Origin of the sequence: Streptomyces fragilis, assembly GCF_003112515.1 — a bacterium.
GTDB lineage: Bacteria > Actinomycetota > Actinomycetes > Streptomycetales > Streptomycetaceae > Streptomyces > Streptomyces fragilis.
The window spans coordinates 555,232-576,534 of the sequence record NZ_BEVZ01000003.1; the positions used below are offsets into that span (position 1 = coordinate 555,232).

The following is a 21,303-nucleotide window of genomic DNA, read 5'->3' on the forward strand; positions in this document are numbered from 1 at the left end:
CCGGCGCCCGTCGGACGTCACCCGCGGCCGCGCCGCCCCGAGCCGACGCCGGGGCGGCGCGGCCGTCGCCGTCACGTAGGCTCAGGACTGCGGGGACCTGGTCGCGGGAACCCGGCTGCGGATCCGGACCGTGGATCTCGACTGCGAGGGAGGGGCCCTGGTGAAGAAGCTCATCGACACCTTCGGCCGGGTGGCCACCGATCTGCGGGTGTCGCTGACCGACCGGTGCAACCTGCGCTGCACCTACTGCATGCCCGAGGAGGGCCTGCAGTGGCTGGCCAAGCCCGACCTGCTGACCGACGACGAGATCGTCCGGCTGATCCGCATCGCGGTCACCCGCCGCGGCGTCGACGAGGTCCGCTTCACCGGCGGCGAACCGCTGCTGCGCCCCGGCCTCCCCGGCATCGTGGAGCGGGTCGCCGCGCTCGAGCCGCGCCCCGAGATGAGCCTCACCACCAACGGCATCGGCCTCGGCCGCATCGCCCCCGCGCTGCGCGCCGCCGGTCTCGACCGGGTCAACGTCTCCCTGGACACCCTGCGCCCCGAGGTCTTCAAGACCCTCACCCGCCGCGACCGGCACCACGACGTCCTCGCCGGACTCGCCGCCGCCCGCGAGGCCGGCCTCACGCCCGTCAAGGTCAACGCCGTCCTCATGCCCGGCCTCAACGCGGACGAGGCCCCCGACCTGCTCGCCTGGGCCGTGGAGAACGACTACGAGCTCCGCTTCATCGAGCAGATGCCGCTCGACGCCCAGCACGGCTGGAAGCGCGAGGGCATGGTCACCGCGGGCGACATCCTCACCTCGCTGCGCACCCGCTTCCAGCTGACCCCCGAGGGCGACACCGCCCGCGGGTCCGCCCCGGCCGAACGCTGGCTGGTCGACGGCGGGCCGCACCGGGTCGGCGTCATCGCCTCGGTCACCCGGCCCTTCTGCTCGGCCTGCGACCGCACCCGGCTCACCGCCGACGGACAGGTCCGCACCTGCCTCTTCGCCACCGAGGAGACCGACCTGCGCGCGGCCCTGCGCTCCGGAGCGCCCGACGAGGAGATCGCCCGCCTCTGGCAGACCGCCATGTGGGGCAAGAAGGCCGGCTCCGGCCTCGACGACCCCACCTTCGCGCAGCCGGCCCGCCCGATGTCCGCGATCGGCGGTTAACCCTCCCACTCGGAGAGCGGGACCACGTCCTTCAGGAAGCCGCGGACGCCCAGGAACTGCGACAGGTGCTCACGGTGCTCCTCGCAGGCCACCCAGGTCTTGCGGCGCTCGGGGGTGTGCACCTTGGGGTTGTTCCAGGCCAGCACCCACACGGCGGCGTCACGGCAGCCCTTGGCGGAACAGACGGCGGATTCGTCACTCACGGTTGGTCTCACAGACGGCAGCGGGAACAGCGGGGAGAAGGAAGAGCGGAGAAGGAGGAGCGGAAAAGAAGACGCCGGGCAGCCACGGGGGGAGCTGCCCGGCGTCGGTCCATCACTCCTACGGGGGATGCGGAGCGTGTGAGAAGTATGTCACGCGACCCCTCTCCGGGGGGACCGGTTCGGCGCCGCCCGCGGCAGGCGGACGGCCCGCACCGGCCGGTCACTCGCGGTCGCCGACCCCCTGCGGGGTCCGGTGGGCCGGGTCCTCCCACGCCTTCGAGACCGGGTCCTCCCACGGCTTCGCGGCGGGGTCCTCCCACGGCTTCGAGGCCGGGTCCTCGCGGGGCGGCGCGATCATGGGGCGCACCGGAGCTGCGAGGAAGGTCGAGGGCAGCGCGGGGGTGTTCTCCCGCCCCGCGTTCGCGATCACCACCGCCACATAGGGGAGCAGGACGCCCAGCACCAGCGCCACCACGGCCACCGGGCGCGAGACGTTCCACAGGGTGGCGGCCAGGATCACCGAGAGGGTGCGGACCAGCATGGAGATCACATAGCGCCGCTGCCGCCCGCGTACGTCGTCCGCGAGGCTCTGCCGGGCACCGGTGATCCGGAAGACCTGGCCCGTCGAGTCGCTCCGCCGCTTCCGCATCACATCTCACCATCCACCAGCATCGGTCCGGACCGGCATCCACCACGGTACGCCCAGGGACCCCGGTCGTGGAGACCGGGGCCGACCGCCGGGGTGGCCGGGTCGCGTGGCCGCGTGTGCGGACCTGTCCGACATGCGCCGAAAGGGGGACGGGCGGAGACTGGGCGTAATGCTCACGTCGATCCGTACGAGGAGGCATTCATGGGCTGGTTGTGGGCGATCATCGTCGGATTCGTGCTCGGCCTGCTGGCCAAGGCCATCCTGCCGGGCAAGCAGAACATCCCGTTGTGGCTGACGACGCTGCTCGGCATCGGCGGCGCGATCGCCGGCAACGCGATCGCGCGCGGTCTGGGCATCGAAGCGACACCGGGCATCGACTGGGGCCGCCACGTGCTGCAGCTGGTGGCGGCGATCGTCCTGGTGGCCGCCGGAGCCGCGGCGTGGAGGGCGATCATGTCCAGGAGGCAGCGGACGACCTCGACCCGCACGATCGCCTGAGGCCGCACCCCGGCTCCGCGGAGGACCGACCACGCACGACGGCGGGCCGGGAAGGGCTCACCGCCCCTCCCGGCCCGCCGGTCGTGTTCCGCCGCCTGCCGGGTGTCCGGCCTCAGGCCCCGGTGACCTCGACCGCCGCCAGGTTCTTCTTGCCCCGGCGCAGCACCAGCCAGCGGCCGTGCAGCAGGTCCTCACGGGCCGGCACGGCGTCCTCGGCGGTCACCTTGACGTTGTTCACGTAGGCGCCGCCCTCCTTCACCGTCCGCCGCGCCGCCGATTTGCTGGCCACCAGGCCGACCTCGGCGAAGAGGTCCACCACCGGGCCGAGCTCGGCGACCCGCACGTGCGGGACCTCGGAGAGCGCCGCGGTCAGCGTCCGCTCGTCCAGCTCCGCCAGCTCGCCCTGGCCGAACAGCGCCCGGGAGGCGTTGATCACCGCGGCGGTCTGGTCCGCGCCGTGCACCAGGGTGGTCAGCTCCTCGGCCAGCGCGCGCTGGGCTCCACGGGCCTGCGGGCGCTCCTCGGTCTGCCGCTCCAGCTCCTCCAGCTCCGCGCGGGAGCGGAAGGACAGGATGCGCAGGTACCGGGTGATGTCACGGTCGTCCGTGTTCAGCCAGAACTGGTAGAACGCGTACGGCGTGGTCATCTCCGGGTCAAGCCAGACGGCGCCGCCCTCGGTCTTGCCGAACTTGGTGCCGTCCGCCTTGACCATCAGCGGCGTCGCCAGGCAGTGCACGTGGGCCTCGGGCTCCAGGCGGTGGATCAGGTCCATGCCCGCCGTGAGGTTGCCCCACTGGTCGCTGCCGCCCTGCTGCAGCGTGCAGCCGTGGCGGCGGTACAGCTCCAGGAAGTCCATGCCCTGGAGCAGCTGGTAACTGAACTCGGTGTAGCTGATGCCCTCCTGCGACTCCAGGCGGCGGGCCACCGAGTCCTTGGTCAGCATCTTGTTGACGCGGAAGTGCTTGCCGATGTCCCGCAGGAACTCGATCGCCGACAGCCCGGCGGTCCAGTCCAGGTTGTTGACCATGGAGGCCGCGTTGTCGCCCTCGAAGGAGAGGAACGGCTCGATCTGCGCGCGCAGCCGGTCCACCCAGGCGGCGACCGTCTCCGGCGGGTTCAGCGTGCGCTCGGCGGTCGGCCGGGGGTCGCCGATCTGCCCCGTCGCGCCGCCCACCAGGGCCAGCGGGCGGTGTCCGGCCTGCTGGAGCCGGCGCATGGTGAGCACCTGCACCAGGTGGCCGACGTGCAGCGAGGGGGCGGTCGGGTCGAAGCCGCAATAGAACGTGACAGGACCGTTCGCCAGAGCCTTGCGCAGGGCGTCCTCGTCGGTGGACTGGGCGAACAGCCCGCGCCACTTCAACTCGTCGACGATGTCCGTCACGGTTCTCTTGTCTCCTCGAAACGATCTTCGACCGCCGTCCCGGCAGCCTCTACGAGGTTATACGCCCCGGGCGGCGGGGCCCGCAGCCCCTTTCGGGGGCCGCCCCCACCGCCCGGCCCCGCTCACACGCCCTGGCTCACGGAGCTCATGTTGAAGTCCGGCACCCGCAGCGCCGGCATCGCGGCACGCGTGAACCAGTCGCTCCACTCGCGCGGCAGCGTGCGCTCCGTCCGCCCCGCCTCGACCGCCCGCCCCAGCACGTCCACCGGCGACTCGTTGAACCGGAAGTTGTTCACCGCCCCGGTGACCTCCCCGTTCTCCACCAGGTAGACGCCGTCGCGGGTGAGCCCGGTCAGCAGCAGCGTCGCCGGGTCCACCTCCCGGATGTACCAGAGGCAGGTCAGCAGCAGGCCCCGCTGCGTGGAGGCCACCATCTCCTCCAGCGAGCGGTCCTCCCCGCCCTCGAGCACCAGGTTGCCGATGGACGGCGTCACCGGCATGCCCGTGAGCGCCGCGCTGTGCCGCGTGGACGTGAGGTGCCGCAGCTCGCCGTCGGAGACCCACTCCGTCGCCGACACCGGCAGCCCGTTGTCGAAGACCGACGCGTCGTCCCCCGAGGAGTGCGCCAGGACGAACGGCGCGCACTCCAGGCCCGGCTCCCGCGGGTCGCTGCGCAGGGTCAGCGGCAGGTTCGTCAGCTTCTCGCCGACCCGGGTCCCGCCGCCCGGCCTGCTGAACACGGTCCGCCCCTCGGCGGCGTCCCGCGCCGAGGACGACCACAGCTGGTAGACCAGCAGGTCGGCCACCGCGGAGGGCGGCAGCAGCGTCTCGTAGCGCCCGGCGGGCAGGTCGACCTGCCGCTCGGCCCACACCAGCCGCTGGGCCAGCTCCGCGTCGAGCGCGGCCGGGTCCACGTCGGTGAAGTCCCGGGTGGAGCGGCCCGCCCAGGCGGAACGGAGCCGGTCGGGGGACTTGGCGTTGACCTCCAGCGTCCCGTTGGGCTGGTCGTGGCGCAGCCGCAGCCCGGTGGAGGTGCCGAGGTAGCTGGTGACCATCTCGTGGTTGGCGAAGCCGTACAGCTCGCGCCCGCCGTCCCGGGCGCGCGCGAACGCCTCGCCGAGCGCGGGGGCGAAGGCGTCGAAGACCGCCGAGGAGGTCTCGGTGGGCGCCTCGGTGAAACCGGGGGAGTGCGGAACGTCGCGGACCAGCTCGGTCGCGTCCTCCGCGGGGGCGGCCCCGCGGGCGGCGGCCTCGGCGGCCCGCACCAGTGGCTCCAGGTCCTCCGCGGTGACCGCGCCCCGGCTCACCACGCCGGCCGCCGTGCCCTCCTTGCCGTCCACCGTGGCGATCACGGTGAGGTGCCGGCCCCGGGTGACGCCGTTGGTGGTGAGCGCGTTCCCCGCCCAGCGGAGGTTGGCGCTCGAGGTCTCGGCCGCGATCACGACGCATCCGTCGGCCCGCGACAGCTCCAGGGCGCGCTCGACGATCTCGTGCGGCTTGTTGGTACGCGGGCTCATCGACCGGCCTCCTGCGTGGTGTTGAGGATGTTGACGCCGCGGAACAGGGCGGACGGGCAGCCGTGCGAGACGGCGGCGATCTGCCCCGGCTGTGCCTTGCCGCAGTTGAACGCGCCGCCCAGCACGTACGTCTGCGGGCCGCCGACCGCTTCCATGGAGCCCCAGAACTGCGGGGTGATGCCCTGGTAGGCGAAGTCCCGGACCTGCCCGTCGAGCCGCCCGTCCTTGATCCGGTAGGCGCGCTGCCCGGTGAACTGGAAGTTGTAGCGCTGCATGTCGATGGACCAGGAGCGGTCGCCCACCACGTAGATCCCGTTGTCGACGCTGCCGATCAGGTCCTCGGTGGACATCCCCGCCGGGTCGGGCAGCAGCGACACGTTGGCCATCCGCTGCACCGGCACCCGCGACGGGGAATCGGCGAAGGCGCACCCGTTGGACCGCTCGAACCCGGTCAGCCGGGCCATCCGCCGGTCCAGCTGGTAGCCGGTCAGCACACCGGCCCTCACCAGGTCCCACGACTGGCCGGCCACGCCCTCGTCGTCGTAGCCGATGGTCGCCAGGCCGTGCTCGGCGGTGCGGTCGCCGGTCACGTTCATCTTCTCGGAGCCGTACCGCAGTGTGCCGAGCTGGTCGAAGGTGGCGAAGGAGGTGCCCGCGTACGCGGCCTCGTAGCCCAGCGCCCGGTCCAGCTCGGTGGCGTGGCCGATCGACTCGTGGATGGTCAGCCACAGGTTCGACGGGTCGACCACCAGGTCGTACACCCCGGCCTTCACGCTGGGGGCGCGCATCTTCTCGCGCAGCAGCTCCGGAATCTCGGCGAGCTCCCGGTCCCAGTCCCAGCCGGTGCCGGTCAGGTACTCCCAGCCGCGCCCCACCGGCGGGGCGAGGGTGCGCATCGAGTCGAACTCCCCGGTCGACTCGTCCACCGAGACCGCGTTGAACTGCGACTGCAGGCGGACGCGCTGCTGGGTGGTGACGGTGCCCGCGGTGTCGGCGTAGAACTTGTTCTCGTGGACGGTGCGCAGCGAGGCGTCCACGTGGTCGACCCCGTCGGCGGCGAGCAGCCGCGCGCTCCAGTCCGCCAGCAGCCCCGACTTCTCCTCGTCCGGCACCTCGAACGGGTCGATCTCGTACGCGGAGACCCAGGTCCGCTCGGCGTGCACCGGCTCGTCGGCCAGCTCCACGCGCTCGTCGGACCCGGCCGCGGCGATCACCTTCGCGGTCAGCTTGGCCATCGCCACCGCCTGCGAGGCGACCTTGGCGGCGGCGTCCATGGTGAGGTCCACGCCGGAGGCGAAGCCCCACGCCCCGCCGTGCACCACGCGGACCGCGTACCCCAGGTCGGTGGTGTCCGAGGACCCGGCCGGCCGGGCGTCCCGCAGCCGCCAGGACGCGCTGCGCACGCGCTCGAACCGGAAGTCCGCGTGCTCCGAACCGAGCGCCCTGGCCCGCGCCAGCGCGGCGTCGGCCAGGGCCCTCAACGGCAGTGCCAGGAACGACGGATCGATTTCATGGGGCACGGAGGGCATCCCTTCAGGCGGTCACTGCGCTGACAACAGGGCAGTGAACCACGGCGGCACGCCCCCGTGCGCGCGTGTTCGTCGAGGGGCGAACCCCGGCCGGCTCGCCCGTTCGCACGCCAGGGGCCCATCATGCGGGGCATGTTGAGGACAAGGCTGCTGCCGCTGGCGCTCATCCCCCTGCTCGCCGCCTGCGGTTCGGTGATCACCGATCCGGGGGAGAGGGCCGCCGGCGCCGCGAGCGCCTGCCCGTCCCCCGTCGACGACCCGGCGGGCGCGTCGGCGCCCCCGCCCGCCGGCTGCGCGGCGGAGGGCGAGCCGGCCCCCGGTGACCTGGGGGAGGAGTGGAACCGGCGGCTCGCCGAGAACCACCGCTACCGCGAGGAGCGGGAGATCACCGCCGGGCAGCGGGCCGCGGCGGAGCCGGGAGCAAGGGCCCTCGCCCGGCTGCTGGCCCGGATCGCGGACGACGGGGCCGCGACGGACGAGGCCGCCCTCCGGGAGGCCGTCGCCGGGGAGCTCGGCGTCGAGGCCGGTGCGGTCGACATGCGGGTGGAAAGCTTCCACCCCCTGCGGAACGCGCGGGTGTCCGTGGCCCGGGGGCCGGTCTGCACCAAGGCCACGGTGGAACCGACCGGCGAGGTGACGTCGGAGGTCACCGGCATGATCCTGGACGGCGGCTGTCTGCCCGCACCGGGGCACTGAGGCGCCGGCGGGGACGACGGCTGGCGGGCCGCCACAACCGGGGTCCGCGGGCCGTCGGTCCTGGCGCACGTTCCGGGCCCGGGACGCCCCCGCGCCGTGACGGGCGACTGTAGGGATCCCACAGCGGGCGGAGTGCGCTGCTGTTCGTGCCCGAAGGGCCCGGAGGGCGGGTGGACCGATAGGTTTTCGGGGAAGCCGCCGGCCGGCGCGCGAGCGCTGCCGGGCGGGGAGACCTAAGGAAGCACGAAGGGGGACGGATGAGCCGCTCGGTTCTCGTCACCGGAGGCAACAGGGGCATCGGCCTCGCCATCGCCCGCGCGTTCGCCCAGGCCGGCGACAAGGTCGCGTACACCTACCGCTCCGGCGAGCCGCCGGCCGAGCTCGCCGACCTCGGCTGCCTCGCCGTCCGCTGCGACATCACCGACTCCGAGCAGGTCGAGCAGGCCTACAAGGAGGTCGAGGAGCGGCACGGTCCGGTCGAGGTGCTGGTGGCCAACGCCGGCATCACCAAGGACCAGCTGCTGATGCGCATGTCGGAGGAGGACTTCACCTCCGTCGTCGACACCAACCTCACCGGCACCTTCCGCGTGGTCAAGCGCGCCAACAAGGCCATGCTGCGGGCCCGCAAGGGCCGCGTCGTGCTGATCTCCTCCGTGGTCGGGCTGATGGGCCAGGCGGGCCAGGCCAACTACTCGGCCTCCAAGTCCGCGCTGGTCGGCCTCGCGCGCTCCCTCGCCCGCGAGCTGGGCTCGCGCAACATCACCTTCAACGTCGTCGCCCCCGGTTTCGTGGACACCGACATGACGCGCGAACTCCCCGAGCAGACGCGCAAGGAGTTCCTGTCCCGGGTGCCGCTGGGGAGGTACGCGGAGGTCGAGGAGATCGCCGGCGTCGTGCGCTTCCTCTCGTCGGACGAGGCGTCGTACATCACTGGAGCCGTCATCCCCGTTGACGGCGGATTGGGCATGGGTCACTGATCGACATGAGCGGAATTCTCGAGGGCAAGCGGATCCTGATCACCGGCGTGCTGCTGGAGTCCTCCATCGCCTTCCACACGGCGAAGCTGGCCCAGGAGCAGGGCGCGGAGATCATCCTCACCGCCTTCCCCCGGCCGACGCTCACCGAGCGGATCGCCAAGAAGCTGCCGAAGCCCACCAAGGTCGTCGAGCTGGACGTCACCAACGACGAGCACCTCGGCCGCCTCTCCGACGTCGTCGCCGAGGAGCTCGGCACGCTGGACGGCGTGGTCCACTCCATCGGCTTCGCGCCGCAGGACGCGCTGGGCGGCAACTTCCTCAACACGCCGTTCGAGTCGGTGGCCACGGCCATGCACGTCTCGGCGTTCTCCCTGAAGTCGCTGACCATGGCCTGCCTGCCGCTGATGCAGAACGGCGGCTCGGTGGTGGGCCTCACCTTCGACGCCCAGTACGCCTGGCCCCAGTACGACTGGATGGGCCCGGCGAAGGCCGCGCTGGAGGCGACCAACCGTTACCTGGCCCGCGACCTGGGCAAGCAGAACGTGCGGTCCAACCTGATCTCCGCGGGCCCGATCGGCTCCATGGCCGCGAAGTCCATCCCCGGCTTCAGCGACCTCGCCTCGGTGTGGGACACGCGCGCGCCGCTGGAGTGGGACCTGGCGGACCCGGAGCCGGCCGCGAAGGGCGTCGTCGCGCTGCTGAGCGACTGGTTCCCGAAGACGACGGGCGAGATCATCCACGTCGACGGCGGCCTCCACGCCATCGGCGCGTAACGCCCGACCGTCCGCCTTCGACACCGCTGCCCCGCGCCCACCGCGCGGGGCAGCGGTGTGTGGGCCCTCGCGGTGCCGCCTTCCGGGGGCACCGTCACCCGTGCGGGGGAACCGGAGGGGCCGCGCACCACCGCACGCGGCAGCCTTAGGACGTACTCCACCCCCGGGAGGCGTCATGACCCCCCGCCGTACCACCCTCGTCGCACTGGCCGCCGCATCCCTCGCCGTCCTCGCACCCGCCGCCCCCGCCCCGGTGCCCCCGGAAGCCGGCGCCGACTGCACCGTGAAGGTCGCCGGCTCCACGGTGACCGCCCACTGCCACAACCCGAACTCCCGCACGGACCGCGTCCGCCTGCACGTCGAATGCGCCCGCTGGTGGGACGTGGACACCGACGGCGCCCCCGCCGACGTCACCCCGGCCCGTGCCGTCGACCTCGACGGCCGCTGCTGGAAGGAGGTCGCCTCCGCCTGGGTGAGCCACCGGCCGGTCTGACCCCGGGCGGGCAGGACGGCCCGCCGGCTACCAGGCCCCGAGGTCCGACGAGGTCCACCGCCGCGGGCGCATCCTCAGCACCACCGACTCCTCGACCGCCGCCGGCGACGCCAGGTACCCCTCCAGCGCGGCCCCGGACAGGTACCGCCCGGCGATCTCCCGCACGTGTTCCGCCGTCGCGGTGAGCGACTCGACGACCGGCCCCTCCACCGACACGTACCGCACCGTCGGCGTCAGCCGCTGCACCAGCAGCGAGAACCGTCCCGCCTCGGCGATCAGCGCCGCCTTGCGCGAGTCGCGCCCGGTCAGGATCCAGGGCAGGCCGCCCGGCTCGTACCCGTACCACAGCGGCACCAGCAGCGGCCCGCGCTCCGGTCCCGCGTCCACACCCAGCGTCGCCGTCAACGGCTCCGACAGGAACGCCTCACGTTCGTCCTTGGAAAGGGCCATACCCCCGACCGTAGAACCCGCCGGCCGCTCCCGCCGCCCGATCGGCGCGGTCGGCCTGATCGGCGCGGTCGGCCGGGTAGGTCCGGTGGGCGGGGAAGGTCCGGTCGGTCCGGCCGGTCGGTCCGGCCGCCCCGGCTCGGACCGTCAGTCCTGCCGGTCCGCCGCCGGCCGGCAGGAGAGCGGGTAGCCCGCCGCCTCCCGCCCCGCCGTCGCCGCGTCGCCGTCCCGGATCGCCTCCACCAGCGGGGTGTGGTCCATGTACGTCTCGGGGGTGAGGGCCGCCCCCACGTCCCCGCGCAGCCAGTCCCGCAGCACCTCGCCGAGGTCCGCGTACAGCGCGGTCAGCACGTCGTTGTGGGAGGCGGCCACCACCGCCATGTGGAAGCCGGTGTCGGCCGTCACGAACGCCTCGACCTCCCCGGACCGCCAGGCCTCGTCCCGCCGGAGCAGCAGCGCCTCCAGCTGGCGCAGGTCCCGCTCGGTGCGGCGCTCGGCGGCCAGCGAGGCGGCGCTCGCCTCCAGGGAGGAGCGCAGCTCGGCGACGTGCCGCGGATCGGCGTCGGCGAAGCGGCGGTGCATCACGCCCGCCAGCTCACTGGTGGCCACCACGTAGGTGCCCGACCCCTGCCGGATGTCCAGCAGACCGTTGTGCGCGAGGGCCCGCACCGCCTCGCGGACGGTGTTGCGGGCCACGCCCAGCTGCTCGACCAGCTCGGGCTCGGTGGGAATCCGTGAGCCGACGGGCCACTCGCCGGAGGTGATCTGCGTCCGCAGGGCCGCGATGACCTGTTCGGACAGTGCCGAGCGACGGGGGTGGGTCAAGGGCATGGCACACCTTCGCACGAGGCGGCCCGGCCTGGGGCCGGAGCGACTGGACAGCCAATCATCCCATGATTCTATGATGGTGGGTATGTCTGATGGGCGCACTGCCTCACGCGAGGCGACCGAGAACCCGGCCCGGCGGCCGGTCACCCCGCGCGGCGAGGCTCCGCGCAGCGGCGCCGTCCACGGGGCCGCCCACCACGGGGCCACCCGCGGTGACACCCACCTTGGGGACGCCGCCGCCCCCGCCGTGCCGGCCGCGGCGCCCGCCGTGGCCCCGGCCTGGCAAACCCAGTTGCTGGTGGCCGCCGTCGTGCTGGCGGCGCTCAACCTGCGCCCCGCCGTCACCAGCCTCGGCGCCCTGCTCGAGGAGGTCCGCGACGGCTTCGGCATGAGCGGCTCGGTGGCCGGACTGCTCACCTCCGTGCCCTCCCTCTGCTTCGCCGTCTTCGGCGTCGCCGCGCCGCGGCTGGCCCGCCGCTTCGGTGCCGCCGCGGTGGTCTGCGCCGGCATGGCCGCCGTCGCGACCGGACTGCTGGTGCGCCCCTGGGCGGGCTCCACCGCCGGGCTGCTCGGCGCCACCGCGCTGGCCCTGATGGGCATCGCCGTCGGCAACATCCTCATGCCGGTGATCGTCAAGGAACGGTTCCCCGACCGCGTCGGGCCCATGACCGGCCTCTACTCGATGGCCCTGGCCCTCGGCACCTCCTCGGCCGCCGCCTTCACCGTGCCGCTGACCGGCGCCCTGGGCGGCGACTGGCGCCTGGGCCTGGCCGCCTGGTCGCTGCTCGCCGTGGCCGCCGTCCTCGCCTGGCTCCCGCTGGTGCGCGACCGGGCCCCCGGCGCCGGCCGCCTCCGCGTCCGCGGCCGAGCCGGCGGCGCCGGTGTCCCCGCGGCGCGAGGGCGGGCCGGTGCGTCCGGGCCCGCCGCGGCCCGCCCGCCGATGCGCAGCATCACCCGCAGCCGCACCGCCTGGGCCCTCGCCGTCTTCTTCGGCCTCCAGGGCACCTGCGCCTACGTCACGATGGGCTGGCTGGCCCAGATCTTCCGCGACGCCGGCGTCTCCGCCGGGACGGCCGGTGTGCTGCTCGCCGTGAGCATGGTGATGGGCGTCCCGCTCTCCTTCGTCATCCCCCGGCTGGCCGCTCGGCTGCCCCACCAGGGCCCGATGGTCGTCGCCCTCGGCATCAGCGGGCTCGCCGGGTACGCCGGTCTGATCATCGCCCCGGCGGCCGGAGCCTGGCTCTGGGCGCTCCTGCTGGGCATCGCCAACTGCGCCTTCCCGCTCGCCCTCACCATGGTCGGCATGCGCGCCCGGACCGGCGAGGGCGTGGGCCGCCTCTCGGCGTTCGCCCAGAGCACGGGCTACCTGATCTCCATCCCCGGCCCGGTGCTGGTCGGCGTCCTCTACCAGCACAGCGGCGGCTGGGGCCTGCCGCTCTCGCTGATGGCCGCCCTGATGATCCCGCAGATGCTCTTCGGCGTCCTGGCCGGCCGCAACAGCACGATCGAGGACGAACTCGCCCCCCGCGAGGAGCCCGCGACCGCCGCGACCCGCTGACGCCCCCGGTCGGAGACCGGCCCCGCCGGGGTGGGAGACTGAGGTCATGGTGCTCGACCCGAACCCCCAGAACGGCCAGAAGAAGCTGCTGCTCGTCCTCGGCTCGTTCCTGCTCATCATGGTGATCATCGGCGTCATCGCCACGATCGCCGCCCCCTGACCGGCCGGGCCGGCCGGCCTCCGAGCCGGCCGCGCCCCTGGCGCCGCCGCCCCGACCGACCCGCCCCGCCGCCGCCCGCGCTCCGGCGGGGTAGGGCTGTCCCCCCGTCCCCTAGGGGACGGTCCTCAGGGTCGAATGGGTGGATCACCGGATGTGACGCCGGGTCCCCGGTGCGTAGCGTCGGGTACGTGGCCCTGGGAAGGCCACCGGCCCGACGAGGGCCGGGACGCGCCCTACAGCATCCGGAGGCATCATGCCGGTCCGTACGACGACCTCCTGCCCCGCTTCGGCGCCGGGCGACGGCGCCGCCGCGCGGCTGCCCTGGTGGGGCCTGGCCCTGCCGGTGCTCGCCTTCGTGACGCTGCTCCTGCTGGTCTCCGACCCCGCAGCGGGCCCGGGCCCCGGCGATCTGTTCACCCGGCTGGCGCAATTCGCGGGCCGTTGACGCCCCCGTCCGACCCGGTGCGGTGACGCCTGCCAACTCCCTGCGACGTGCCGCCCTTTTCGTGCCAAGCTGGGATCCATGAGCGTCGCAGAACCCCGCACGATCGTCCTCTTCCGGCACGCCAAGGCCGACTGGCCCGAGGTCGCCGACCACGAACGGCCGCTCGCCGAGCGGGGGCGCATGGACGCCCCGGTCGCCGGGCGCAAGCTCGCCGACTCCGGCATCCCCCTCGACCTGGCCCTGTGCTCCACCGCCGCGCGCACCCGCGAGACGTGGAAGCTCGCCGTGCACGAGTTCCCCCGGCGGCCCCGCACGGTCTACGAGGAGCGGATCTACGAGGCGACGCCCGGTGAGCTCGTGGCGGTGCTGAACGAGACGCCCGACGAGGTGCGCAACGTCCTCGTGATCGGCCACAACCCCGGCATGCACGGCCTCACCGAGGTGCTGGCCGGCTCCGCCGAGGGGGACGCCCGGGAGCGGATGGTCCGGCGGGGCTTCCCCACCGCCGCCTACGCGGTGCTCACCTTCGACGGCTCCTGGAAGTCCCTGGAACCCGGCGTGTGCACGCTCAGCGACTACTGGGCGCCCTCCAAGTGACCGACGGCGCGCCGCGCGGAGCCCGGGCTCCGCGCGGCGCGCCGGGACACCTCGGTCGCCCGGCCGGGCCCCAGCGGCTCAGTGCTCGACGAGGCCGCCGCCGTCGGCCGCCTCGACCTCCTCGCGGCTGATCCCCAGCAGGTACAGCACCGTGTCGAGGAAGGGCACGTTCACCGCCGTGTGGGCGGCCTCGCGGACCACCGGCTTGGCGTTGAAGGCGACGCCCAGGCCCGCCGTGTTCAGCATGTCCAGGTCGTTCGCCCCGTCGCCGATCGCGACCGTCTGGGCCAGCGGCACGCCCGCCTCCGCCGCGAACCGGCGCAGCAGCCGCGCCTTGCCCGCCCGGTCGACGACCTCGCCGATCACCCGGCCGGTCAGCCGCCCGTCGACGATCTCCAGCGTGTTGGCCTGGGCGAAGTCCAGCCCAAGGCGTTCCTTCAGGTCGTCGGTGACCTGGGTGAAGCCGCCGGACACCACGCCCACCTGGTAGCCCAGCCGCTTCAGGGTGCGCACCAGGGTGCGCGCGCCCGGCGTCAGCCGCACCTCGCTGCGGACCTTCTCCACCACCGAGGCGTCCAGGCCCTCCAGCAGGGCGACCCGGGCGTGCAGGGACTGCTCGAAGTCCAGCTCGCCGCGCATCGCGGCCGCGGTCACCTCGGCGACCTTCTCCTCGCAGCCGGCGTGGGCCGCGAACAGTTCGATCACCTCGTCCTGGATGAGGGTGGAGTCCACGTCCATCACCACCAGTCGCTGCGCGCGGCGGTGCAGCCCCGCGGAGACCACGGCGATGTCCACGCCGAGCGCGGCGGCCTCGGTCGCCAGAGCCGTGCGCAGGGGCGCCGTCGCGACACCGGAGACCGCGAACTCCACAGCGGTGACGGGGTACTTGGCCAGGCGGAAGATGCGGTCGATGTTGCCGCCGGCGGCGGTGATCCGGGAGGTGATGGCGGCGGTCTGCTCGGCGGTCAGCGGGTTGCCCAGCACGGTGACGATGGAGCGGCCGCTGCCGCGGGGGCGGTTGTCGCCGGTGCCGGAGAGGATCTCGGCCTCCATCTTCACCGACCCCGCCCAGCTGTGGACGGCGGCCCGCAGGTCGCCCTCCTGCCCGGCGGGCGGCTGGGTGACCAGGGCGCAGAGCACCATCCGGCCGCGGATGACGACCTGCTCGATGTCGACGACTTCGACACGGTAGGCGGTGAGGGTCTCGAACAGACCGGCGGTGGTCCCGGGGCGGTCCTTGCCGAAGATCTTGACGAGGAGAGTGGGGGCGTCGGAGTTCTGCGCAGCGCTCATGGTCCTCCCACCGTATCCGCCCCTCCACCCCCGGCGCCCCACCGGTCCGCCACCCGGACGTCCTCCCCACCTGAACCACCGCCTCCGCTTCCTCCCTGACGGCGGTGGTGTGCACGCGACCCGGGCGGCGGGGCCCGGGGGAGGGCGAAGTGTCCCGTGGCGCGTGCTTGGACCCGGTTCAGGAACGCCGGCCTGCCCCGATACGGTGCCGATTCCGTACCTGTCCAGGGGTCCGGCTTCCGATGGCCCCGCACGGCCTGGGATAGTGCCCCCGGACGTCAGACATCCCTGGACTCCCTGTGTCGGGGGCCAATTCGGGGGACAACTCAGTGGGGCATGGAGTGCCAGAACTCGTACTCGAAATCAACGGACGGACCTGGACGCTCGATGCGTCCAGGTCCTACACGATCGGCCGGGACCCGCAGGGGGACGTGGTGCTCGAGGACGCCAGGGTCTCCTGGCGCCACGCGACGGTCCGTCAGGCCGACGGCGGCTGGGTGCTGGAGGACCACGGGTCCACCAACGGCACCTACGTGCACGGACAGCGCGTCCAGCAGACGCGCCTGGTACCCGGCACCCCGGTGCACCTCGGCAACGCGACCGACGGCCCGCGGCTGACCCCGTCCGCCGCGCCCGCTCCCGCCGCCCACCAGGCCCAGGCCCCCGCGCCGCACGCGCAGGCCCCTCAGGCACAGGCCCCTCAGGCGCAGGCCCCTCAGGCCCACGTACCGCAGGCCGCCCCGCCCGCCCAGCCCTACCCCGGCCAGGCCCCGCAGGCGCAGCAGGCCCCCCAGGCCTCGCCCTCGCAGATGCCGCAGGGCGGAGGCTGGGGCCCGCAGCAGCCCCAGGTGCCCCACCAGGCGCCCGCCCCGTTCCCCCAGCAGGGCGGCGGCGCCCCCTCCGTGCCGCCCCGGACCGGGCCCCAGGCCGGCCCCGGTGGCGCCCAGCCGATCTACGCGGAGCGCAGCCCCACCACCTTCCACGAGTTCTCCCTCGGCCGGGTGATGCGCATCGGCCGTGCCCTGGAGAACGAGCTGGTCGTCTCCGACCTGCAGGTCTCCCGGCACCACGCCGAGTTCCACGCCACCCCCGACGGCCGCTTCGAGATCCGCGACCTCGGCTCGCACAACGGCACCTACGTCAACGGCCAGCCGATACCCAAGGGCGGTACCCGGCTGCTCGGCCAGACCGACGTCGTCGGCGTCGGCCACTCGACGTTCCGCCTGGTCGGCGACCGGCTGGAGGAGTTCGTCGACACCGGTGAGGTCAGCTTCTCGGCCCGCCACCTGACCGTCACCGTCGACGGCGGCAAGCAGATCCTCAAGGACGTCTCGTTCGCCGTCCCGGAGAAGTCCCTGATCGCCGTGATCGGCCCCTCGGGCTCCGGCAAGTCCACCCTGCTCAAGGCGCTGACCGGCTACCGGCCCGCCGACCAGGGCGACGTGCTCTACGACAACCGGAACCTGTACAAGCAGTTCGCCGAGCTCCGCCAGCGCATCGGCCTGGTGCCGCAGGACGACATCCTGCACAAGGAGCTCACCGTCAAGAAGGCCCTCGGCTACGCGGCCAAGCTGCGCTTTCCCGCGGACACCACGTCCGCCGAGCGCGCCGCCCGCATCGACGAGGTGCTGCGCGAGCTGAAGCTCGACATCCACAAGGACAAGAAGGTCACCTCGCTCTCCGGCGGCCAGCGCAAGCGGGTCTCGGTGGCGCTGGAGCTGCTGACCAAGCCGTCGCTGATCTTCCTGGACGAGCCGACCTCCGGCCTCGACCCGGGCATGGACCGCGACGTGATGCAGCTGCTGCGCGGCCTCGCCGACGACGGCCGCACCGTGCTGGTGGTCACCCACTCGGTGGCCGAGCTGGCCATCTGCGACAAGCTGCTGGTGATGGCGCCCGGCGGTGCGGTGGCCTACTTCGGCCCGCCGGACGAGGCGCTCAACTTCTTCGGCTACACCACCTGGGCCGACGTCTTCTCCGCGTTCGAGAACTACCGCGACTACGACTGGGCGGGCCGCTGGAAGGGCTCGCAGCACTACCAGACGTACGCCGCGGACATCGACGCGGTGGCGCCGCAGGCGGTGCACATGCCGCCGCCGCAGGCGATCCGGCCGCCCAAGCCGCAGAGCTGGTTCTCCCAGTTCGTGACCCTGGTGCGCCGCTACACCTCGGTGATCGTGTCGGACCGCGGCTTCCTGGCGCTGATGGTGCTGCTGCCGGCCGTCATCGGCGCGGTGAGCCTGCTGATCAACCCGGACCGCGGCCTGCTGCCCAACCCGCTGCACCCGCAGACCGGGCGGGTCGTGCCCAACGGCACCGCCACCACCGTCCTGCTCATCCTGGCGGTCGGCGCCTGCTTCGCCGGAGCCGCCAACTCGGTGCGCGAGCTGATCAAGGAGCGGGTGATCTACGAGCGGGAACGGGCCACCGGCCTCTCCCGGTCCGCGTACCTGATGTCCAAGGTGTTCGTGCTCGGCATGATCACCGTGTTCCAGGGGCTGCTGGTCGGCGTGATCGGCTTCTCGAGCCGTGAGATCCCCGCCGAGGGGCTGCTGCTCGGCGACTCGACGCTGATCGAGCTCTCGCTGCCGATCATGGGCCTGGGCTTCACGTCGATGATGTTCGGCCTGATCATCTCGGCGCTGGTGAAGACGGCCGAGAAGACCATGCCGCTGCTGGTGATGTTCGCGATCATCCAGGTCGTGTTCACCGGCTGCCTCTTCGCCCTGCACGGCACGCTCGGCGTCAACGAGTTCTCGTACCTGATGCCCTCGCGCTGGGCGGTCGCGGCCGCGGGCGCCACGCTGGACTTCAACCGGATCGCCCCGCCGGAGGCCGGCGCGGACAACGACCCGCTGTGGGAGAACACCCTCGGCACCTGGTCGCTGGACATGATCGCGCTGATCGGTCTGGGTGTGGTCTGCGGTTTCTTCGTGGCCCGCTTCCTGCGCCGCCACGAGCCGGAGGTCATGCGCAAGTGACCCGCCCGGATCCGCCGCCGAGGCGGGCCCGGACATGACGCAAGGGCGGCACCCCCGTGGGGGTGCCGCCCTTTCAACGTGTCAGCGGGGATCGCTCAGAGGTCCGCGACTGCCTCAGTACGCGCTGTTGACGTTGTCGATGGTGCCGTAGCGGTCGGCGGCGTAGTTGGCCGCGGCCACGATGTTGGCCACCGGGTGGTAGATGTCGTTCGGCGTGCCCTCGACGTGGTACGTCTCGAAGGTCGGCGGGATCACCTGCAGCAGGCCCTTGGACGGGATGCCGTTCCGGGCGTTGATGTCCCAGAGGTTGATCGCCTTCGGGTTGCCGGAGGACTCGCGGATGATGTTCTTGTACAGCCCGTGGTACGAGCCCGGGATGTCGTTCTTGTCCATGATGTCGAGGGCCTCACGGATCCAACCGTCCAGGTTGTTCGCGTAGACCTTCTTCGCCTCGGCCTTCTTGGCGACCGGACGGGCGGCGGAACGGCTGGCGGCCTCCTTGGCCTCGCGCTCCTTGGCGGCCTGCTCGGCGGCTGCCTTCTTGGCGGCGGCCTCGTCGGCGGCCTTCTTCTCCTCGGCCTTCTGCTCCGCCTGCTTGGCGGCGATGGCCTCGGCCTTCACGCTCGCACTCGCGGCCTGGTCGGCGATGCCGGCCTTCACGTTCTGGATCTGGTCGGCGCTGTAGACCACGGACTTGGCCTGGCCGGCCTCGTCGGTGGTCGTGCCGGCCTCGGCCGGAACGACGGTGAAGGCGAGGGCCGCGGCGCTCAGGGCACCGGCACCGGCGATGCCGATCTTCTGCATCTGCTTCTTGGTGACGGCGGTGCGGTAAGCGGAAAGGTTGAACTTCGGCATGGAACCTCATTCGTTGCGCGGAGGTCGCTCGGCGTCCGGGGGTTCGGACTGTCCGGACGAGCCGGACGGAAGTGCACCCGAGGGGCGTCTCTTCGCTGCGGACGAATCCGCCGCGGTGAGCGACATGAGCAATTCTTAGCGATCGCAAAATGGCCTGGCAATCATGTGACCTACGATCCCGGCTAGGAGAACGTATCCGGCAAATCAGGACAGACAGTGACGTAGGAGCTGTTCAGGGGGTGGGGGAATGTCCTACTTGTCTCCTATCGGTCTTCGTAAGTGACGGCGGTCTCGTGGACGGCCTCACACGGCACCCCGTGTCGACTCACGCAGAGTTGCTTGCGCAATGCGTTGTGTCAGTGAATTCGGGGGTGACCCGGGACCCGCGACCGACCTCCGACCGGTTCTCGCGACCGATCCCCGCCCGCCCCGCCGCCGGTAGCGTGACCGCCATGACCGAAGGGACCGCCACCCGCACACCCCGCTCACCCGCCGGCCTGGCCGCCGTCAGCGACGCGCTGCTGGCCATGAGCCGGCGCCTGGAGGTGGGGGACGTCCTCAAGACGATCGTGTCCCGCGCCCGTGAACTGCTCGGCGCCCGCTACGCCGCCCTCGGCGTGCCCGACCACTGCGGAGGCTTCGCCCGCTTCGTGGTCGACGGCGTCGACGAGCGGACCTGGAAGGCCATCGGTCCGCTCCCGCGCCAGCACGGCATTCTCGCCGCCATGCTCCACGAGGGCCCGCAACGCCTCGACGACGTCCGCGCCGACCCCCGCTTCGAGGGCTGGCCCGACGCCCACCCGGAGATGACCGACTTCCTCGGCATGCCGATCCGTGACGGCGAGGAGATCCTCGGCGCCCTCTACCTCGCGAACAAGGAGAGCGCCCCGGAGGAGAGCGGTGGTCCGGCGCCGCGGCGCGGCTTCACCGAGGAGGACGAGGAACTCCTCTCCCTCTTCGCCCAGCACGCCGCCATCGCCCTCACCAACGCACGCCTCTACGAGCGCAGCCGCGAGCTCACCATCGCCGAGGAACGCTCCCGGCTCGCCCACGAGCTGCACGACGCCGTCAGCCAGAAGCTCTTCTCCCTCCGCCTCACCGCCCAGGCCGCCGCCGCCCTGGTCGACCGGGCGCCCTCCCGCGCCAGGGACGCCCTGGGGGAGGTCGCCGCGCTGGCCGCCGAGGCCGCCGAGGAACTGCGCGCCGCCGTGATCGAACTGCGTCCCGCCGCCCTCGACGAGGACGGCCTCGTCGCCACCCTGCGCAGCCAGGTCCAGGTCCTCGACCGCGCCCACAGCGCCCGCGTCACCTTCACCAGCCACGACGTGCGCGCCCTCCCCGCCCCGCAGGAGGCCGCCCTGCTGCGCGTCGCCCAGGAGGCCCTGCACAACGCGCTGCGCCACGGCCACCCGCGCCACGTCGACGTTGCCCTGGAGCGCAGGGGCCCCCGGGCCGTGCTCCGGATCACCGACGACGGCCGCGGCTTCGAACCGGAGGGGGTCCTGAAGGCCGGCCGCCACCTGGGCCTGGTCTCCATGCGCGACCGCGCCACCGGTGTGGGCGGCTCGCTCACGGTCAGCTCGGCGCCCGGGAAGGGCGCCGTCGTCGAGATGGAGGTTCCCGGTGGCTGAGCCCGTCAAGGTCCTGCTCGTCGACGACCACCAGGTGGTCCGCCGCGGGCTGCGCACCTTCCTCGAGGTGCAGGACGACATCGAGGTCGTCGGCGAGGCCGCGGACGGCGAGGAGGGCGTCGCCCGCGCCGAGGAGCTGCGGCCCGACGTCGTCCTGATGGACGTCCGGATGCCCGGCTCCGACGGCATCGAGGCCCTGCGCCGCCTGCGCTCCCTGGGCAACCCGGCCCGCGTCCTGGTGGTCACCAGCTTCACCGAGCGCCGCACCGTGGTCCCCGCGCTGCGGGCGGGAGCGACCGGATACCTCTACAAGGACGTGGACCCCGACGCCCTCGCCGCGGCCATCCGCTCCGTCCACGCCGGCCACACCGTCCTCCAGCCGGAGGTCGCCGAGGTGCTCCTCTCCCAGGAGAACGGCCCCGGCGAGGGCCGCGGCGGCACCCTCACCGACCGCGAGCGGGAGGTCCTCGGACTGATCGCCGACGGCCGCTCCAACCGGGAGATCGCCCGCTCCCTCTATCTGAGCGAGAAGACGGTGAAGACCCACGTCTCCAACATCCTGATGAAACTCGACGTCTCCGACCGCACCCAGGCCGCCCTCTGGGCCGTCCGTCACGACACCGCCTGAGCGGGTGT

At 72.9% G+C, this 21,303-nt stretch carries 22 protein-coding genes; 13 read left to right on the top strand and 9 right to left on the bottom strand.

Features of this window, described 5'->3' with window-relative positions:
• The first annotated feature begins 160 nt into the window (after nt 1-160).
• Nucleotides 161-1,156 (top strand): GTP 3',8-cyclase MoaA, encoded by a 996-nt coding sequence (gene moaA / locus Sfr03f_RS13090; RefSeq protein ID WP_108954017.1) that lies wholly within the window; start codon nt 161-163, stop codon nt 1,154-1,156.
• Here moaA and Sfr03f_RS13095 read toward each other — a convergent pair.
• Nucleotides 1,153-1,359 carry a hypothetical protein gene (locus Sfr03f_RS13095; RefSeq protein WP_108954018.1) on the bottom strand — a complete coding sequence of 69 codons (207 nt, stop codon included), beginning with the start codon at nt 1,357-1,359 and terminating at the stop codon, nt 1,153-1,155. The genes moaA and Sfr03f_RS13095 overlap by 4 nt on opposite strands.
• Before the next feature lie 220 nt (nt 1,360-1,579).
• Nucleotides 1,580-2,008, bottom strand: coding sequence for a DUF3099 domain-containing protein (locus tag Sfr03f_RS13100; protein ID WP_108954019.1), 429 nt, complete (start codon nt 2,006-2,008; stop codon nt 1,580-1,582).
• Nucleotides 2,009-2,209: 201 nt separating this feature from the next.
• Here Sfr03f_RS13100 and Sfr03f_RS13105 point away from each other — a divergent pair, with 201 nt between their 5' ends.
• Nucleotides 2,210-2,506: a GlsB/YeaQ/YmgE family stress response membrane protein gene (locus tag Sfr03f_RS13105; protein WP_108954020.1), complete on the top strand. Its 297-nt coding sequence runs from the start codon at nt 2,210-2,212 to the stop codon at nt 2,504-2,506.
• A gap of 112 nt (nt 2,507-2,618) precedes the next feature.
• Here Sfr03f_RS13105 and tyrS read toward each other — a convergent pair whose 3' ends face one another.
• The 3 genes from tyrS to Sfr03f_RS13120 form a co-directional block, all read right to left on the bottom strand.
• Nucleotides 2,619-3,887, bottom strand: a complete 1,269-nt coding sequence (gene tyrS, locus Sfr03f_RS13110; protein WP_108954021.1) for a tyrosine--tRNA ligase — start codon at nt 3,885-3,887, stop codon at nt 2,619-2,621.
• Nucleotides 3,888-4,009: 122 nt separating this feature from the next.
• A complete protein-coding gene (locus Sfr03f_RS13115) occupies nt 4,010-5,404 on the bottom strand; it encodes a metallopeptidase TldD-related protein (protein WP_108954022.1) in 1,395 nt (464 codons plus the stop codon).
• Nucleotides 5,401-6,924: a TldD/PmbA family protein gene (locus Sfr03f_RS13120; RefSeq protein WP_108954100.1), complete on the bottom strand. Its 1,524-nt coding sequence runs from the start codon at nt 6,922-6,924 to the stop codon at nt 5,401-5,403. Before Sfr03f_RS13120 ends, Sfr03f_RS13115 begins: the two co-directional genes overlap by 4 nt.
• Before the next feature lie 141 nt (nt 6,925-7,065).
• Here Sfr03f_RS13120 and Sfr03f_RS13125 point away from each other — a divergent pair, with 141 nt between their 5' ends.
• The 4 genes from Sfr03f_RS13125 (at nt 7,066) to Sfr03f_RS13140 (ending at nt 9,872) form a co-directional block, all read left to right on the top strand.
• Complete coding sequence (locus Sfr03f_RS13125) at nt 7,066-7,629, top strand: precorrin-3B C(17)-methyltransferase (protein WP_159105635.1); 564 nt, start codon at nt 7,066-7,068, stop codon at nt 7,627-7,629.
• Nucleotides 7,630-7,886: 257 nt separating this feature from the next.
• Complete coding sequence (gene fabG, locus Sfr03f_RS13130) at nt 7,887-8,606, top strand: 3-oxoacyl-[acyl-carrier-protein] reductase (protein ID WP_108954024.1); 720 nt, start codon at nt 7,887-7,889, stop codon at nt 8,604-8,606.
• A gap of 5 nt (nt 8,607-8,611) precedes the next feature.
• The gene (gene fabI / locus Sfr03f_RS13135) at nt 8,612-9,379 is read left to right on the top strand and encodes an enoyl-ACP reductase FabI (RefSeq protein WP_108954025.1); all 768 of its coding nucleotides are present in this window, start codon (nt 8,612-8,614) and stop codon (nt 9,377-9,379) included.
• Nucleotides 9,380-9,554: 175 nt separating this feature from the next.
• Complete coding sequence (locus Sfr03f_RS13140; RefSeq protein WP_108954026.1) at nt 9,555-9,872, top strand: hypothetical protein; 318 nt, start codon at nt 9,555-9,557, stop codon at nt 9,870-9,872.
• 27 nt (nt 9,873-9,899) lie between these two features.
• On the opposite strand, the gene Sfr03f_RS13145 is transcribed toward Sfr03f_RS13140, so the two are convergent.
• Both Sfr03f_RS13145 and Sfr03f_RS13150 read right to left on the bottom strand, forming a co-directional pair.
• On the bottom strand, nt 9,900-10,322 hold the full coding sequence (locus Sfr03f_RS13145; RefSeq protein WP_108954027.1) for a pyridoxamine 5'-phosphate oxidase family protein: 423 nt from the start codon (nt 10,320-10,322) through the stop codon (nt 9,900-9,902).
• A gap of 144 nt (nt 10,323-10,466) precedes the next feature.
• On the bottom strand, nt 10,467-11,150 hold the full coding sequence (locus Sfr03f_RS13150; RefSeq protein ID WP_108954028.1) for a FadR/GntR family transcriptional regulator: 684 nt from the start codon (nt 11,148-11,150) through the stop codon (nt 10,467-10,469).
• Between the two features lie 82 nt (nt 11,151-11,232).
• On the opposite strand from Sfr03f_RS13150, the gene Sfr03f_RS13155 reads away from it, so the two are divergent.
• The 4 genes from Sfr03f_RS13155 (at nt 11,233) to Sfr03f_RS13165 (ending at nt 13,907) form a co-directional block, all read left to right on the top strand.
• Complete coding sequence (locus Sfr03f_RS13155; RefSeq protein WP_108954029.1) at nt 11,233-12,705, top strand: CynX/NimT family MFS transporter; 1,473 nt, start codon at nt 11,233-11,235, stop codon at nt 12,703-12,705.
• A gap of 49 nt (nt 12,706-12,754) precedes the next feature.
• On the top strand, nt 12,755-12,865 hold the full coding sequence (locus tag Sfr03f_RS31530) for an SGM_5486 family transporter-associated protein (protein WP_281262834.1): 111 nt from the start codon (nt 12,755-12,757) through the stop codon (nt 12,863-12,865).
• A 253-nt stretch (nt 12,866-13,118) separates the two neighbouring features.
• Complete coding sequence (locus Sfr03f_RS13160) at nt 13,119-13,310, top strand: hypothetical protein (RefSeq protein ID WP_108954030.1); 192 nt, start codon at nt 13,119-13,121, stop codon at nt 13,308-13,310.
• 78 nt (nt 13,311-13,388) lie between these two features.
• Complete coding sequence (locus Sfr03f_RS13165; protein ID WP_108954031.1) at nt 13,389-13,907, top strand: SixA phosphatase family protein; 519 nt, start codon at nt 13,389-13,391, stop codon at nt 13,905-13,907.
• Between the two features lie 78 nt (nt 13,908-13,985).
• On the opposite strand, the gene serB is transcribed toward Sfr03f_RS13165, so the two are convergent.
• Complete coding sequence (gene serB / locus Sfr03f_RS13170) at nt 13,986-15,200, bottom strand: phosphoserine phosphatase SerB (protein WP_108954032.1); 1,215 nt, start codon at nt 15,198-15,200, stop codon at nt 13,986-13,988.
• Nucleotides 15,201-15,541: 341 nt separating this feature from the next.
• Between serB and Sfr03f_RS13175 the strand changes: the two genes are divergently transcribed.
• Nucleotides 15,542-18,181, top strand: a complete 2,640-nt coding sequence (locus tag Sfr03f_RS13175) for an FHA domain-containing protein (RefSeq protein WP_174721578.1) — start codon at nt 15,542-15,544, stop codon at nt 18,179-18,181.
• A 114-nt stretch (nt 18,182-18,295) separates the two neighbouring features.
• Here the strand turns inward: Sfr03f_RS13175 and Sfr03f_RS13180 are convergent, their stop codons facing one another.
• Nucleotides 18,296-19,036 (bottom strand): transglycosylase SLT domain-containing protein, encoded by a 741-nt coding sequence (locus Sfr03f_RS13180; RefSeq protein WP_108954034.1) that lies wholly within the window; start codon nt 19,034-19,036, stop codon nt 18,296-18,298.
• Nucleotides 19,037-19,488: 452 nt separating this feature from the next.
• Between Sfr03f_RS13180 and Sfr03f_RS13185 the strand changes: the two genes are divergently transcribed.
• On the top strand, nt 19,489-20,667 hold the full coding sequence (locus Sfr03f_RS13185) for a GAF domain-containing sensor histidine kinase (RefSeq protein ID WP_108954101.1): 1,179 nt from the start codon (nt 19,489-19,491) through the stop codon (nt 20,665-20,667).
• Nucleotides 20,660-21,295 carry a response regulator gene (locus tag Sfr03f_RS13190; protein WP_108954035.1) on the top strand — a complete coding sequence of 212 codons (636 nt, stop codon included), beginning with the start codon at nt 20,660-20,662 and terminating at the stop codon, nt 21,293-21,295. Before Sfr03f_RS13185 ends, Sfr03f_RS13190 begins: the two co-directional genes overlap by 8 nt.
• Nucleotides 21,296-21,303: the final 8 nt, after the last annotated feature.

Coding starts and splice junctions, on each gene's coding strand:
- Sfr03f_RS13105 (WP_108954020.1), top strand. CDS start 2,210: ATGGGCTGGTTGTGGGCGATCATCGTCGGATTCGTGCTCGGCCTGCTG.
- Sfr03f_RS13150 (WP_108954028.1), bottom strand. CDS start 11,150: ATGCCCTTGACCCACCCCCGTCGCTCGGCACTGTCCGAACAGGTCATC.
- Sfr03f_RS13145 (WP_108954027.1), bottom strand. CDS start 10,322: ATGGCCCTTTCCAAGGACGAACGTGAGGCGTTCCTGTCGGAGCCGTTG.
- fabI (WP_108954025.1), top strand. CDS start 8,612: ATGAGCGGAATTCTCGAGGGCAAGCGGATCCTGATCACCGGCGTGCTG.
- serB (WP_108954032.1), bottom strand. CDS start 15,200: ATGAGCGCTGCGCAGAACTCCGACGCCCCCACTCTCCTCGTCAAGATC.
- Sfr03f_RS13185 (WP_108954101.1), top strand. CDS start 19,489: ATGACCGAAGGGACCGCCACCCGCACACCCCGCTCACCCGCCGGCCTG.
- fabG (WP_108954024.1), top strand. CDS start 7,887: ATGAGCCGCTCGGTTCTCGTCACCGGAGGCAACAGGGGCATCGGCCTC.
- Sfr03f_RS13125 (WP_159105635.1), top strand. CDS start 7,066: ATGTTGAGGACAAGGCTGCTGCCGCTGGCGCTCATCCCCCTGCTCGCC.
- Sfr03f_RS13160 (WP_108954030.1), top strand. CDS start 13,119: ATGCCGGTCCGTACGACGACCTCCTGCCCCGCTTCGGCGCCGGGCGAC.
- Sfr03f_RS13165 (WP_108954031.1), top strand. CDS start 13,389: ATGAGCGTCGCAGAACCCCGCACGATCGTCCTCTTCCGGCACGCCAAG.
- Sfr03f_RS13140 (WP_108954026.1), top strand. CDS start 9,555: ATGACCCCCCGCCGTACCACCCTCGTCGCACTGGCCGCCGCATCCCTC.
- Sfr03f_RS13100 (WP_108954019.1), bottom strand. CDS start 2,008: ATGCGGAAGCGGCGGAGCGACTCGACGGGCCAGGTCTTCCGGATCACC.
- Sfr03f_RS13115 (WP_108954022.1), bottom strand. CDS start 5,404: ATGAGCCCGCGTACCAACAAGCCGCACGAGATCGTCGAGCGCGCCCTG.
- Sfr03f_RS13155 (WP_108954029.1), top strand. CDS start 11,233: ATGTCTGATGGGCGCACTGCCTCACGCGAGGCGACCGAGAACCCGGCC.
- Sfr03f_RS13180 (WP_108954034.1), bottom strand. CDS start 19,036: ATGCCGAAGTTCAACCTTTCCGCTTACCGCACCGCCGTCACCAAGAAG.